16 protein-coding genes are annotated in these 13496 nt (G+C 59.3%); 14 read left to right on the forward strand and 2 right to left on the reverse strand.

What is annotated here, in order from left to right; genetic code table 11:
* The first annotated feature begins 4 nt into the window (after positions 1-4).
* The 10 genes from M1D88_RS15040 (at position 5) to M1D88_RS15085 (ending at position 8946) form a co-directional block, all read left to right on the forward strand.
* Positions 5-901: a type II secretion system F family protein gene (locus M1D88_RS15040; RefSeq protein ID WP_458111585.1), complete on the forward strand. Its 897-nt coding sequence runs from the start codon at positions 5-7 to the stop codon at positions 899-901.
* Between the two features lie 324 nt (positions 902-1225).
* Complete coding sequence (locus M1D88_RS15045; RefSeq protein ID WP_458111586.1) at positions 1226-1453, forward strand: Flp family type IVb pilin; 228 nt, start codon at positions 1226-1228, stop codon at positions 1451-1453.
* Between the two features lie 91 nt (positions 1454-1544).
* Entirely contained in the window at positions 1545-1919 is a 375-nt protein-coding gene (locus M1D88_RS15050; protein ID WP_458111587.1) for a TadE/TadG family type IV pilus assembly protein, read from the forward strand.
* Positions 1907-2929, forward strand: a complete 1023-nt coding sequence (locus tag M1D88_RS15055) for a pilus assembly protein TadG-related protein (protein WP_458111588.1) — start codon at positions 1907-1909, stop codon at positions 2927-2929. Before M1D88_RS15050 ends, M1D88_RS15055 begins: the two co-directional genes overlap by 13 nt.
* Positions 2930-2975: 46 nt before the next feature.
* Positions 2976-3749, forward strand: coding sequence for a Flp pilus assembly protein CpaB (gene cpaB, locus M1D88_RS15060; protein WP_458111589.1), 774 nt, complete (start codon positions 2976-2978; stop codon positions 3747-3749).
* The gene (locus tag M1D88_RS15065) at positions 3746-4948 is read left to right on the forward strand and encodes an AAA family ATPase (RefSeq protein ID WP_458111590.1); all 1203 of its coding nucleotides are present in this window, start codon (positions 3746-3748) and stop codon (positions 4946-4948) included. Before cpaB ends, M1D88_RS15065 begins: the two co-directional genes overlap by 4 nt.
* A complete protein-coding gene (locus M1D88_RS15070) occupies positions 4949-6526 on the forward strand; it encodes a CpaF family protein (RefSeq protein WP_458111591.1) in 1578 nt (525 codons plus the stop codon).
* A complete protein-coding gene (locus tag M1D88_RS15075; RefSeq protein WP_458111592.1) occupies positions 6523-7455 on the forward strand; it encodes a type II secretion system F family protein in 933 nt (310 codons plus the stop codon). The genes M1D88_RS15070 and M1D88_RS15075 overlap by 4 nt, the downstream gene beginning before the upstream one ends.
* Positions 7456-7463: 8 nt before the next feature.
* Positions 7464-8348 (forward strand): type II secretion system F family protein, encoded by an 885-nt coding sequence (locus M1D88_RS15080; protein WP_458111593.1) that lies wholly within the window; start codon positions 7464-7466, stop codon positions 8346-8348.
* A 139-nt stretch (positions 8349-8487) separates the two neighbouring features.
* Entirely contained in the window at positions 8488-8946 is a 459-nt protein-coding gene (locus M1D88_RS15085) for an Hpt domain-containing protein (RefSeq protein ID WP_458111594.1), read from the forward strand.
* Between the two features lie 4 nt (positions 8947-8950).
* Here the strand turns inward: M1D88_RS15085 and M1D88_RS15090 are convergent, their stop codons facing one another.
* Positions 8951-9733, reverse strand: coding sequence for a response regulator transcription factor (locus M1D88_RS15090; protein ID WP_458111595.1), 783 nt, complete (start codon positions 9731-9733; stop codon positions 8951-8953).
* A 197-nt stretch (positions 9734-9930) separates the two neighbouring features.
* Entirely contained in the window at positions 9931-10410 is a 480-nt protein-coding gene (locus M1D88_RS15095; RefSeq protein WP_458111596.1) for a hypothetical protein, read from the reverse strand.
* 19 nt (positions 10411-10429) lie between these two features.
* Between M1D88_RS15095 and M1D88_RS15100 the strand changes: the two genes are divergently transcribed.
* The 4 genes from M1D88_RS15100 to M1D88_RS15115 all read left to right on the forward strand — a co-directional run bounded on the left by M1D88_RS15100 (position 10430) and on the right by M1D88_RS15115 (position 13485).
* The gene (locus M1D88_RS15100) at positions 10430-11575 is read left to right on the forward strand and encodes an ATP-binding protein (RefSeq protein ID WP_458111597.1); all 1146 of its coding nucleotides are present in this window, start codon (positions 10430-10432) and stop codon (positions 11573-11575) included.
* Between the two features lie 157 nt (positions 11576-11732).
* Positions 11733-12278: an alternate-type signal peptide domain-containing protein gene (locus M1D88_RS15105; protein WP_458111598.1), complete on the forward strand. Its 546-nt coding sequence runs from the start codon at positions 11733-11735 to the stop codon at positions 12276-12278.
* Between the two features lie 29 nt (positions 12279-12307).
* A complete protein-coding gene (locus M1D88_RS15110) occupies positions 12308-12859 on the forward strand; it encodes a hypothetical protein (RefSeq protein WP_458111599.1) in 552 nt (183 codons plus the stop codon).
* A gap of 2 nt (positions 12860-12861) precedes the next feature.
* On the forward strand, positions 12862-13485 hold the full coding sequence (locus M1D88_RS15115) for a signal peptidase I (protein ID WP_458111600.1): 624 nt from the start codon (positions 12862-12864) through the stop codon (positions 13483-13485).
* Positions 13486-13496 lie beyond the last annotated feature (11 nt).

Consider the following 13496-nt stretch of genomic DNA (forward strand, 5'->3'; position numbering starts at 1 on the left):
TTCAATGTCTAACATCGCTTGGATGATCATCGGGATGATCATCATGCCCATCACCTTTATCGTTTGGTCATTGATAGCTGTCGATCGGCGGGGATTGGCTGCCGTGCAGGGCAACTTGGGCCGTGCTGTGAAAGGTGCCGCGATGGGTTCAGCGGCGGCCCTGGCAGAGCGCCCCGCTCTTGCGGACGTCGGCCGCCGCCTCACTCCCAAAGGGTATGCTGGCTGGCTCGACAAGCTTCTCGCCAAAGCAGGCCGTCCGGCCGGGTTTCCCCTGGAGCGGTTCCTGATGGTGAAACCGGCGGCAGCGTTGGTTGTCGCCCTTCTGGCGCTACTGGTAGTTCTAAAATCCCCATCCCCGGGTGGCTTTCTACTGGCTCTCTTCGTCACGGCCCTGGCTTATTTAGCACCGGATATTATCGTTCACAGCAGGGGTGCTGAACGCCAAAAGGCCATTGCTCTGGAACTACCCAACACCCTGGACCAAATGTTGATCTCCGTTGAAGCCGGGCTTGGCTTCGAAGGGGCTATGGCGCGAGCCAGCACCAACGGTCGGGGACCTCTGGCTGTCGAACTTGGCAGGGCCTTGCAGGACATGCAGGTGGGGCGAAGCCGCAAAGATGCCTACTTGGCGATGGCCGAAAGGGTGGACTCTGCTGACCTTCGGAGTTTCGTCCGATCAGTGGTTCGAGCGGACACGTACGGCATCGCCATTGCCGCAGTTCTTCGTACCCAAGCCAAACAGATGCGCGTCAGACGACGTCAGCGCGCCGAGGAGAAGGCAATGAAACTGCCGGTCAAGGTGCTTTTCCCGCTGATGTTTTGCATCCTGCCCGTACTCTTCACCATCATTATCGGCCCGGCCGCCATCAGCATTATGGATAACTACATGGGAAAGATGTAGACCCAGTTCAGGCCTCTACGCCTGACACCCTGCCCGACCAGGACAAAGACCGGACCTCCCGCGGAACCCAGACCGCGGGGGGTCCTCTTACGTGAGGGCGCAATCTGCTTGGCACCTCGGCGCCGAGCAACGGAGGCAAGAACCAGTCTTGAGCTAACCCCAAGTGAAAACGCAGGTTGCGCAGGATTTGTGCAGGAAAAAGGGCCGATTGGGAAGCCTTAGCACAGGATGTTGCAAGTTCCCGTCAACACCCCGTCAAGCGTTGCTATGTTTTTTCAGAGCTGGTGCAGGACCAGCCTCCCCATACTCGCTCAGGAGTCTCAAATGCTTTCTCTCTACACCAGTCTTCTTGCCCGTCTTCATCGCGAAGACAAAGGCGCCACTGCCGTCGAATACGGCATCATGGTAGGCCTCATCGCCGTCGTGATCATCGTCGCCGTTGCTCTCCTCGGCACCACGTTGAATGAGATGTTCGAACAGGTTCAGTGCACCATTCAAGGTGACACGTACAACCCTGCAGGCGGAACCACCTTCGCTGCTCGCTGCACGTAGCCGCAAGCAACGGAAGGGGTGGTGGAGGCGATACCCTCCACCACCCCTTCGGCGCCTTAGCCAGAGCTACCAATAGATGAAAGGCGACACCATGTCCAGGGCCTCCGAGCGCGGCGCCGTCGCTGTCGAGTTCGCCATCCTGGCACCCGTCCTCATCATGATTCTGATGGGCATCATGGAGTTCGGCCGCGCCTATAACACTCAGGCCACCCTGACCAATGCCGCCCGGGAAGGCGTCCGGGTCATGGCAATCTCCGGCAACCAGGCATCGGCGAGGACAGCGGCACGGAATGCTGCCGTCGGCCTCACCCCAGGCCTTGTCGACTCACAAATCACCTTCAGTGCTGCAACCTGCCCCGCTAACACGCAAATGACGGTGACGGTCACATACAATCTCACCACGCTGACAGGAATCGCAGGACCTTTCGCCATGAGAGGCAGAGGAGTTATGCAATGCGGCGGCTGAAGTTACGCCAAGGCAAAGAACGCGGCGGCATCAGCGTTATTGTGGCCCTCCTCATGGTGGTGCTCTTGGGATTCGGTGCAATCGCAGTGGACGTCGGAATGCTCTATTCCGAAAAGGCACAGCTTCAGAACGGCGCCGACGCCGCCGCCCTGGTGGTGGCACAGAGATGCGCCAGGAACGCGTCCGATCCGAACTGCGCTACAACCTCGGCCCTTGCAACGACCATGGTCAACGGCAACGCTCTTGATGGCAGAAGCAACGTAAGATCCCTCGCGCTCGACCTTCCGAACCGCACCGTCAAGGTGATGGCCAGCGCACAGGAACAGGGCGAGGAACCAAACAGGGTGTCACTGTTCTTTGCCAACGCCCTCGGTATTTCCAGTGCCGAGGTCAACGCTACATCCAGCGTCCAGTGGGGCAGCCCGGTGAAAGGTCCTACTCCGTTCCCGATTACTGTTTCCATCTGCCAGGTCCGCGGTCAAGCCGGTGTGATGCAACTACTCCAGCTCCACGGGGACAATGCCAATCCGGACTGCCTTTATGGGCCATCCGGCGCGGCAGTTCAAGGGGGCTTCGGCGGTCTCAAGCAAGGTACCGGCATCTGCGGAGCCATAATCGACATAACAGCCAGCACCGCTGGCGGAGATACCGGCAACAATCCGCCGCCGAATTGCGAGGTCACGCTGAACTCCTGGGCGGCGGACATGAACGCAAGCAAAGACGTCATTCTGTTGTTACCCATCTTCAATTCCGTTACCGGAACCGGAACTAACGCCATCTATGGATTGAAGACGTTCGCCGCTTTCAGAGTGGTTGGGTGGAAATTCGGCACGCCCGGGCTCCCTTACACATTCCGCAACAGATCTACCGACAACTCCTCTGGCCTTGAATGCCGAGAACCATGCCGGGGCATCATCGGTACTTTCGTCGAATATGTCTCGCTGGCTGATGGCTACACTTTGGGCGAGGTAGACCCAGACGGCGTCACCGTCGTCGAAGTTACCGGTTGATCCGAGCCATGAGAAACCTCGAACTAGAACTTTTCAGGAGCAGTCAGTGAAGTCACGCTTGTTGGCAGGAGTCGCGGCGGTAGTCCTGGCCATCGTCGGCGCTGTGCTTATGTTTAGCTATGCCCAGGGAGCCGATCAGCGCGCCGTCCAGAACTTGGAACCCGTGGACGTGCTGGTGGTGAAGCAGGCAATCCCTGCCGGTACGCCCGTTGAAGCCATCAAGGCGTCAGTCGCAGTCGAACAGCTGCCCGGTGCCTCCGTTACCGAGAGCTCCCTTAAGACTCTCGACGGTGTGACCGGAAAAGTAGCGGCGGTGGACCTCGTTCCAGGCGAACAGTTGGTGGCCGAGCGCCTCGTGGCACCAGAAGAACTGAAGACATTCGGCTCAGTTGAAGTCCCCGCCGGACTTCAGGAGGTGTCCTTTCAGCTGGAACCCCAGCGGGTTGTTGGAGGGCGGCTAACTCCGGGCGACCACGTCGGGGTGTTTATCTCGATGAAGGAAGGTGGGCTGGAAGCGAAGTCCGATAAGGAAACCACTCAGCTGGCCATCCATAAGGCCCTAGTGACTGCAGTCCAACGGGCCCCGGAAGCTGCAGCAGCAGCGCAACCGGAACCGGCTGCGAGTGCGGAACCAACTACAGATCCCCGCGATTCAACCCTTCCCACGGGTTCGCTGATGCTCACGGTAGCAGTGAACGACGTGGACGCCGCCAAGATCATCTTCGCCGCGGAGTATGCCACCATCTGGCTCACTCGAGAGCCACTCGATGCACAGGATAACGGGCCCCGCATCATGCAGCGTCCGGAGGTCTACAAGTGAGCCGCTTCGTACTGGTGACGCCCGACGTCGGCTTCGACAACCGTCTGCGTCAGGCTGTAGCCGGCGGACTGCAAGGCGGCGTGCAAACCTTCTTTACGAGTGAACTGCCCAGTGACCCCCACGAGCTGTTTGCCCAGCTGGACCAGGAATTTCCACAGGTGCTCATTTTGGGGCCCGAAGTTCCTGTTGATGACGCGCTGCGCCTGTCCACAGTATTGGCCGTTGGCTTTCCCGAGCTGAGCGTTGTCCTCGTTAATGAACCGGATCCCTCGTTCATCCTGCAAGCCATGCGGGCAGGTATCAGGGACATCCTCAGCCCAGCTTCCGACCCCGCGCAGATCCGCGTGCTCTTGGAACGGGCGTGCCAGTCATTTGCCAGCCGACATAGATCCCACGAACCGAAGGAGCCTGGCTCCCCCAATACTCCCCGGGGTTTGGTCATCGGCGTTTTTTCGCCCAAGGGAGGCGTGGGCAAGACCACAATAGCTACCAACATCGCTATCGGTCTCGGCAAAATCGCACCGATGAGCGTGGTGATTGTGGACTTTGACCTGCAGTTTGGCGATGTCGCCTCAGGCCTTTACCTCAATCCCGAACACACGGTGACGGACGCCGTCTCCCCGGCCGCAGCCCAGGACTCACTGGTCCTGAAGGCCTTCCTGACAGTTCATCCAGGAAGCATCTATGCCCTGTGTGCTCCGCGAACCCCTGTGGAAGCAGACGAAATCACCCCGGAACAGATCAACCGCCTGCTGGAACAGCTCGCAGAAGAATTCCAGTACGTCGTTGTCGACACTGCCCCCGGTCTCCCTGAGATCGGTTTGGCAGCCATGGAACAGTGCACGGACGTGGTGTGGGTCAGTGGCATGGACATCCCCAGTGTGCGTGGACTGCGTTCCGGGTTGGATGTCCTGCGTCAACTCGACATCCTTCCGGAGACCCGCCATGTGGTCCTCAACATGGCCGATGCGAAGGCCGGGCTCACAGTCCAGGACGTAGAATCCACTATCGGCGCCCCAGTGGACATCAGTATCCCCCGTTCACGTGCAGTCGCCTTCTCCACGAACCGTGGCATTCCTGTCCTTCAGGAGCCGGTGAAAGATCCCGCAACCAAGGGCCTACGTCAGTTGGTAGACAGGTTCAATCCAGCCTGGCGGGCGCAGGCACAACGAAAGCTGCATCGAAGGGTGGTTGTCTAAATGAAACTCTCGGAACGTATCCAGGCGGCCCAAGTTAAGGGCCAGCCCCAGCAGACAGCTGCTGCGGTAACCACCGCTCCCCCTGCTCACACCTATTCGAGAGCAGCACCCAGCCAGCCTAAATTGAGTGAATTCAAGCGTGCCGAGGCCCGCAGGCCTGGTCCCAAGCCGGCTTCAGCAGAATCCTCCACAATGCACGCTGCGCCTGCGAGCGCCCCTTCAAGTGGCGGCTTTGTGGATCAGCTTGAGGTGCCCAAGCCCAAAACCCAGCAACCCGTCGACGTCTTTGCTGCTCTCAAAGAACGGGCTGCCACAGCATTGTTTGAGCGCATGGGAACCCGCTTCAATGATTCAGCGGTCACCGAACACGAGCTCAGGACCACGGCTCGCGAAGAGCTGACGCGGATTATCGACACGGAACAGGTCCCCTTGTCAGCCGAGGAGCGATCCCGGCTCGTTCGTGACGTTGCTGATGACGTCCTGGGATATGGACCCCTGCAGCGGCTCCTTGACGACCCGGCAGTCACCGAGATCATGGTGAACCGCATGGACCAGATCTACGTTGAGCGGAAGGGACACCTGACGTTGACAGAATCCCGCTTCAGCTCAGAGGCGCATCTGCGGAAAGTGATTGAACGCATTGTTTCCAAGGTGGGTAGGCGCATCGACGAGTCTTCACCCCTGGTTGATGCCCGGCTTGAAGACGGCTCACGCGTAAATGCAGTGATCCCTCCGCTGGCTGTGGGTGGCTCGTCACTTACCATCCGTAAATTCAGCAAAGTGCCCCTGACCGTCAAGAACCTGATCGACTTCGGAACACTCACCCCGGAGATGGCGGAACTGCTGAACGCCTGCGTCAAAGCCAAGCTGAACATCATCGTTTCGGGTGGAACCGGTACAGGGAAAACAACCCTGCTGAACGTGCTTTCATCCTTCCTGCCCGAAAACGAACGAATTGTGACCATTGAGGACGCCGTAGAACTGCAGATCCAGCAGGAGCACGTAGTCCGGTTGGAAAGCCGTCCCCCAAACACCGAGGGCAAGGGCGAAGTGACCATCCGCGAGCTGCTTCGAAATTCCCTCCGTATGCGGCCTGACCGCATTGTAGTGGGTGAGGTCCGTGGCGGTGAGTCCCTGGACATGCTTCAGGCTATGAACACTGGCCACGATGGATCCTTGTCCACCGTCCACTCCAATTCACCCCGCGATGCGGTGGCCCGCTTGGAGACGCTGGTGCTAATGGCGGGCATGGATCTGCCACTCCGGGCTATTCGGGAGCAGATTGCCTCGGCCGTGAACCTGATCGTCCAGATCTCCCGCCTGCGGGACGGCACCCGGCGAATCACCCACGTCACCGAGGTCCAAGGCATGGAGGGCGACATCGTCACTCTTCAGGATGCCTTCGTTTTCGACTATTCAGCAGGCGTCGATCAGCACGGCCGTTTCCTGGGCAGCCCTGTAGCCACCGGCATTCGCCCCCGGTTCATCGATCGTTTTGAGGATCTGGGAATCCATGTTTCACCCGGGGTCTTTGCCACTCCGGCCGCTCCCGGATCCTCGAATGTGGCCCGGCCATGATGTTGACAGCCGGAGCGGCCATCTTCCTTGCAGCTGTAGTGCTACTGGGCTTTGCCGTCATCGTCCGGCCCGCCCCAGAGGTGCCCCTCGACAGGCGACGCCCCTTTGAAGCCGATCCACCCTCACAGCTGACCCGCATCGCGGGTTCCACCGTGCAGGCATTCGACAAGGCCCTTGAGGGTGGGAGCCTCCGCCTCTTCAACCGGGAGAAGTTGGAGCATGCAGGACTCCGGATGACGCAGGCCGAATTCATTGTCCTGGTGCTGGCCGGTGGTGTTGTGGGCGCGTTGGTTGGCATGATTGTCCTCGGGCCTGTCCTCGCCATCCTCCTGTTTATCCTTGCGCCGTTTGTTGGCCACATGGTCCTCAATTTCCGGGCTGGCAAGAGGCGCAACAAGTTCGATCAGCAGTTGGGGGACACCCTTCAGCTGCTGGCCGGAGGCCTTCGTGCCGGTCATAGTATTTTGCGCGCCGTGGATGCCGCAGCCGTGGAGTCGCAGAGCCCCACGTCGGAAGAAATGCGTCGGGTCATAACGGAAACCAGCTTGGGCCGTGACCTGCTGGCATCACTGACAGATACAGCGGCGCGAATGAGGAACGAAGACTTCGTCTGGATTGCCCAGGCTATCCAGATCAACCGGGAAGTCGGTGGCAACCTGGCGGAGGTCCTCGATCAGGTGAACGAGACCATTCGTGAGCGGTCAGAAATCAAGGGCCACATCAAGGCTTTGGCCGCGGAGGGAAAGTTCTCCGCCTACATTCTGATCGCGATGCCAATAGGGATCGTAATCATGCTCATGGCTATAAACCCTGGATACATGACTCCGATGTTCACCCACCCCTTGGGGTGGGGCATGATCGGGCTATCCGTCGTCCTCATGACGATCGGCAGCCTATGGATGCGCAAAATCATCGACCTGAAGTTCTGAGCTGAATCATGAACCCTTTGATACTCTCCTCGCTCCTTCTGGTAGCTGTGCCCATCGGCTACCTCACCTGGTCCGTTCTGTCTGTGGATCGCAAAGCCCGGGCCGCCACTGTGGAGATACTCAGCCACGGCAGGCAGGACGTTCAGGCCCCGGAAAAACCCAGCAGCGGCCTTCTATCTTCCATCGGCTACCGCCTCACGCCACCTGCCTACGCCCGTAAGCTCGACCGGCTGCTTTCGCTTGCAGGCAGGCCGCCCGCCTGGCCACTGGGGCGTATCCTTGCGGCTAAGCCGATCCTGGGACTGATGGGGGCGGGAGTGGGGCTCCTGATCAGCACCAGCTCCCCTGCACCCATGATCAAGCTCGTAGGCCTGGTGGTCCTCTTTTTTGGGTACTTCATCCCCGACCTCATGCTGTACAGCAAAGGCAGCGAACGCCAGAAGGTAATGCAGCTCGAATTGGCCAATACAATGGACCAGATGCTCATCGCAGTCGAGGCCGGATTGGGCTTCGAAGGCGCCATGGCCCGAGCCGGAGAGAACGGTAAAGGACCTCTAGCCGAAGAACTGGTCCGCACGCTTCAGGACATGCAGGTGGGGCGGAGCCGCCGGGAATCGTATCTGGCCCTAGCCGAGCGCACCAATCTTCCGGAGCTCCGCAGTTTTGTCCAGGCCATTGTGCAGGCTGATACCTATGGCATTGCCATTAGCCGGGTCCTGAGGGTTCAGGCTAAAGTCATGAGAGTCAAGCGCCGGCAGCGGGCCGAGGAGAAGGCCATGAAGCTTCCGGTCATGATCCTCTTCCCGCTGCTGTTCTTTATCTTTCCCGTGCTGTTCATCGCCATCCTGGGCCCAGCCGTCGTCAACACAGTCATGACTTTCGCGGGCCAATGAACACGGCCGCCATCTACACTTCCGCTAGCCAATGAACGGCGTCAGGGCTAAGCTTTGCGGCTCTCAAGGAAGCCACAATGTTTCCGCAGGATATACCGAGGGCGGGCAGTTCCGCCAAATCAGGAAGTAGCCTTAACCCATGTCGATTCCGAGCCCTATGTCCAGTGACGGTGGTGTCAGCCGCTTCATGCCAGCAGCACCGCTTGGGCATGCCAGGCTGGCAGCAGACTTCGGAGTCCTTGACCTGCTGCTCGTGGACCCCGCAGTGTTGAAGGACCTGGAAGACCAACTGGATGGCCGGGCCGTGGCACAACGGTTTGTGAGCGACTACACCGACATGTGGGAACAGCGGTTCCGTCGACTCGCCGCTTCTGTTGCGACCCAAGACTGGCCGGCAGCTATGGACGCTGTGATCAGCCTGAAGATTGCCTCCGCCATGGTGGGTGGACAGCGACTCGCGTGGCTGGCCGAAAGCCTGGAAAAGCTCATCCGTCGTGAAGACTACACAGCTGCAAATCCCCTCCTGGCAGATATTGCTGAGCATGGAGGGCAAACCATCCGCGAGCTCCGGTTCATGTACCTGGAAGTCGCTGAGTAAGGTTTCAGTTGGACTCATCCGGTTTGGATGGAGCCAGCCGGTAACCTACTCCACGGACCGTCTGGAGCCAGCGTGGTGACTGCGGATCCTCCCTGAGTTTCCGCCGGAGGTTCCCAATATGGACTTCAACTGCCCGCTCGTCGGATTCGCTGATGTACGTATTCTCTTCGTAGTAATCCCCCCGGACGACCCGGACGAGATCCGCCTTCGTGCACACAGCGCCCCCACCGCGGAGCAGCTCGTGCAAAAGGTCGAACTCACTGCGGGTGAGGCCCAAAGCTTCACCGCGGAGCACTACTGAACGGGTTTTACGGTTCAGGTCCAGGCCGTTGTGCCGCAGGACGGCGGTGTCCTGCTGGGCTGCCGGAACTGCCGAAGGTACCGGAGCCGACGGCGGCTGCGCCCCCTCGCCGTGGTATCTGGGCCGGCGCATCATTGCGGCGACCCTGGCCCGCAATTCACGTGGCCGGAAGGGTTTCGCGATGTAGTCGTCGGCTCCGGCGTGAAGCGCCATCAAAACATCAGGCTCTTCTGTTCGGCCCGTCAGCATCACCACATAAGCGTCGCTGAAGTTGCGGATTCTCCGAAGCACCTCAAAGCCGTCAATGTCCGGCAGGCCAACATCAAGCGTCACAACGTTGGCTTGATGCTCCCGAACAATTTCAACCCCCTCGCGCCCGTCGGCTGCCGAATGAACTTCAAAGCCGGCTTGCCCCAAAACCGCTTCCAAAAGGTTACGCATGTCGGCGTCGTCTTCGATTACGACGGCCACCCCAAGATCGTTCATTTGTTACCCCATGTCCGGTGAATTCCCTCATCTGCCCAGCGCCAATGCGGCATTCACTGCAACACTATCCACGCTACAAGGCTCAATGTCACTTAGCACTACTTTTTTTCATCACGAATGGGCCAGTGTGATTTATCATGACAGCAAATGCAAAATACAGAATCCAGCGACAGCTTTATTGCGCGGACCATCGACCGCTACTTCCGTAGGGTGGGAACTCGTGCCCAGGTAGCGCTGTGCCAATTGCCGCTGACGCTGATTATCGGCATATTGGTCGTGGCGGCCCCTGCTGTCTGGGCAGGCGTGTTGAGCAGCCAGCTATTTATGGTGTCCCTTTTGATGCATGCCGCAATATTTGCGAGTTGCCTTCTCATCCCATGGGAAAAACTGGGCCCCCAAGCGCCGCTGTTCATCCCCATCCTAGACCTTATCGCCATCGGATTAAGCCGCAACGGAGCTGGCGCGAGTTTACAGGGCCTGGGTGTCCTGGCGATATTCCCGGTTATCTGGCTCTCCGCGGCCAGCGTTTCGGCCAGAACCAGCATCACTTTGAGCTTTTTCGGGCCATTGATGATCTCGCTGCCTTCTCTGTTGGCGAAGATTCCAAATATCACTCCAGCTGACATTATGACCGCACTGTTCTTGCCGTTTATGATGCTGGCTGTTTCCCTTGCCATACGTTTTGCCAGTGTCAGTATGAGACGCCAGCAGCGGCAGCTTGAAGGGCAGGACGCTGAAATGCGGGCGTTGCTTACAGAAAGCAAAGAACGCGAACGGCTGCTACACACGGTGTTGGATACCGTCGACGTTGGAATCATTGCTGTGGATTCCGCAGGTAAACTACTGCTGGTAAATCACCAGCAGAGCCTCTTTGAGTCCAGAGAGCATCCCAGCGAAGCAGAAGGTGCCGCAGGTTCTGAAGGGGAACAGCCTTTGCTTTTAAGCCAGGATCGAAAAACGCCCCTCCCTCCCGATCGGCACCCGGTGGAACGGGCTATTCGGGGCGAGACGTTCGCAGATCACCTCGTGTGGTTGGAAGATGGATCACGTCAGCGGGCGGTCTCCACTGCCGCGCGCGCTATGCGCAACGACGACGGCGACTTTGACGGCGCCGTCGTGGTGTTTAACGACGTAACGGGTCTTGTGGAAGCCATTGCTTCCAAAGACGAGTTTGTAGCCAACGTTTCCCACGAGTTCCGTACCCCGCTGAATGCCATCATTGGCAATCTGGATCTTGTCCTGGATGACGAGCAGGCGCTTCCTCCTTCAGCAGTGGGGCGTCTGGAAGTGGCTCAGCGAAATGCTGAACGTTTGCTGGCGCTGGTGTCCGATCTTCTGGTTTCTGCTTCCACGGCTGCGCACATCTATCCGAAGCGGACGGATTTGGCAGGGCTGGTGGAGACCAGCATCGGCTCGGCACACCTTCAAGCCGAACGCTCCCGGGTTGAATTGGATACGGATGTTCCGGCCCCTCTCTGGGTGCAGGTGGACCCCCTGCGGATCGGCCAGGCGCTGGATAATCTGGTTTCCAACGCCATCAAGTATTCCCCTGATGGAGGCCGCGTAAAGGTTTCCGCGCGCGCCGAACACGGTTGGGTGCGGCTGCAAGTCCAGGACGCTGGAATGGGCATGACGGAAGCCGAAACGTCACGGATCTTCACCAGGTTTTACCGGAGCGCTGCCGCGAAGGAAGCCCGGATTCCCGGCGTGGGATTGGGCTTGTCAATCACCAAGGCCATAGTGGAGCGTCATGGCGGGGCGATTTCCTGCACCAGCAAACCAGGCGGCGGCAGCACATTTACGGTCGCGCTCCCGGCTGACGGTCCCCCGCCGCAGGCCTAAATCCAGGTCGTTTTGACCAACTCTTGAGCATTCCTGCGTCAATGCTAGGAAGAACTCAATCGCTCCTTGAGTCGAGATCGCAACAATTATTGCAACGGGACGCTCAGGTCCCGGCAGTAAGTTCTCAGCAGTAAATAGGTCTCAGGGGGGACACAAAATGAACAAAGCAACAAAAGGCGCAATAGCGGCCGGCGCAGCAGGCATCCTGCTCCTGGGGGGAGCAGGTACCTTCGCACTCTGGGAGGACACTGACTCCGTTGACCCGGCCTCAATATCAACAGGTGTACTCACCATGGCCGTCGGCGCCGGCAGCTGGTACGACGCAACTGCCGGAACAACCGGAACAATCACCAACATCGCCGACTTCGACATCGTTCCCGGCGACACCATCACATACACCACGCCCGTAACCATCACGGCCGAAGGCGACAACCTGGACGGCGAGTTCAAAATCCTCAAAACTGCCTTCGAGACATCGGCAGAGACGGCCGCGCCGTACCTCAACGTCACCGTGGCTTCCAACGCCGCAACAGTCCCGGGGCTTGTCGTCAACGGAACAACCGGAACGATTACCTTCGCTTCAGCGGGAACCTACAGCGTGAATGTCACAGTCACCGTGGTATTCGAAAACGTCACGGGCGTAATCGGCCAGAACGCAGATATCGACCTCACCGCACTTGCCCTCAAGCTCGAGCAGGCTTAGCAGCTCCTGCTGTTGCCGGAGAACACACAATGAAAAACGTACTGTGGCTGATTCTTGCGGGGATGGTGGTGCTCGTCCTGTTGGTTTCGACCAGCACCACCGGAGCCCTCTGGCACGATCAGTCCACAGTCGACGCCGGCTCCGTTTCCTCGGGCAGCATGGTGCTGCAGGTCGGCGGTCAGGAAGCATACGTGTTCACCGCTTTGACAGCCAGCAACCTCGTCCCGGGACAGTCCGTCCGGGCACCGCTCAGCATCAGCAACGGCGGAAGCACGGACATGGTCTACGGTCTCAGTGCCGTTACCACCGCAGCTGCTGGCCCGGCTGACGAAACGCTGGCCGCCTGGCTGCGCCTAACCGTCACGGATGATGCAGCTTGCGAGGTTTCACAAACCCAGGACGTGGGCCTTCCTTTCAAAGATCCGCTGGATGGGACGGCGACATTCACCGGAAGGGAACTGGCGCCGTCGTCGTTCGAAACTCTCTGTATTGAAGTCGAACTCGACGCCAATGCACCAATCGCTGCCGCCTCAGGTTCGACGACGGCGACGTTCACTTTCAGGGGTGACCAGAAACTATGACCATGACTCAGCCCTCGGGATCCCAGAAAACTTCGGCATCCCGATCGACGTCGGCGGCCCGGCCAACGGGTCCATTGTGGTGGATCCTGCAGACCGCGTCGTGGATGCTCCTGCTGACCATCGTGACCCTGCTCGTGGCCATGATCGGCCTTCCTCGGGCAACAGGGGCAACGCCATACACCGTGCTGACGGGATCTATGCGGCCCACGATGCCGCCAGGTAGCTTGGTGGTCACCAAGCCGGTCGAAGCCAGCGAGCTGAAGGTCGGCGACGCCATCACTTACCAACTCCGTTCGGGCGAGCCAGAAGTGGTCACCCATCGGATAATTTCCTTGTCGCAGACACTGGGCGGAGAAACCCTCTTCACCACGCAGGGGGACGCCAACCCGCACCCGGACGAGAAGCCAGTCAAGGCCGGCCAGATCCGCGGCGTGGTCTGGTACAGCATTCCGTTTGCAGGCTATCTGAACTCGCTGCTGACGGGCGAGCAGCGCATCTGGGGTGTAGGATCCGCAGTGATTCTCCTCCTTGGCTATGCCGTCTTCATGGGTGTAGGTGCGATGATGGACGCACGGAAGGCCGTGCGGAAGTCGGGGGGCGCACGCACCAAGGTGCAGGCATCATGAGATCCGAAATC

This window comes from Arthrobacter sp. R1-13, from assembly GCF_054161475.1.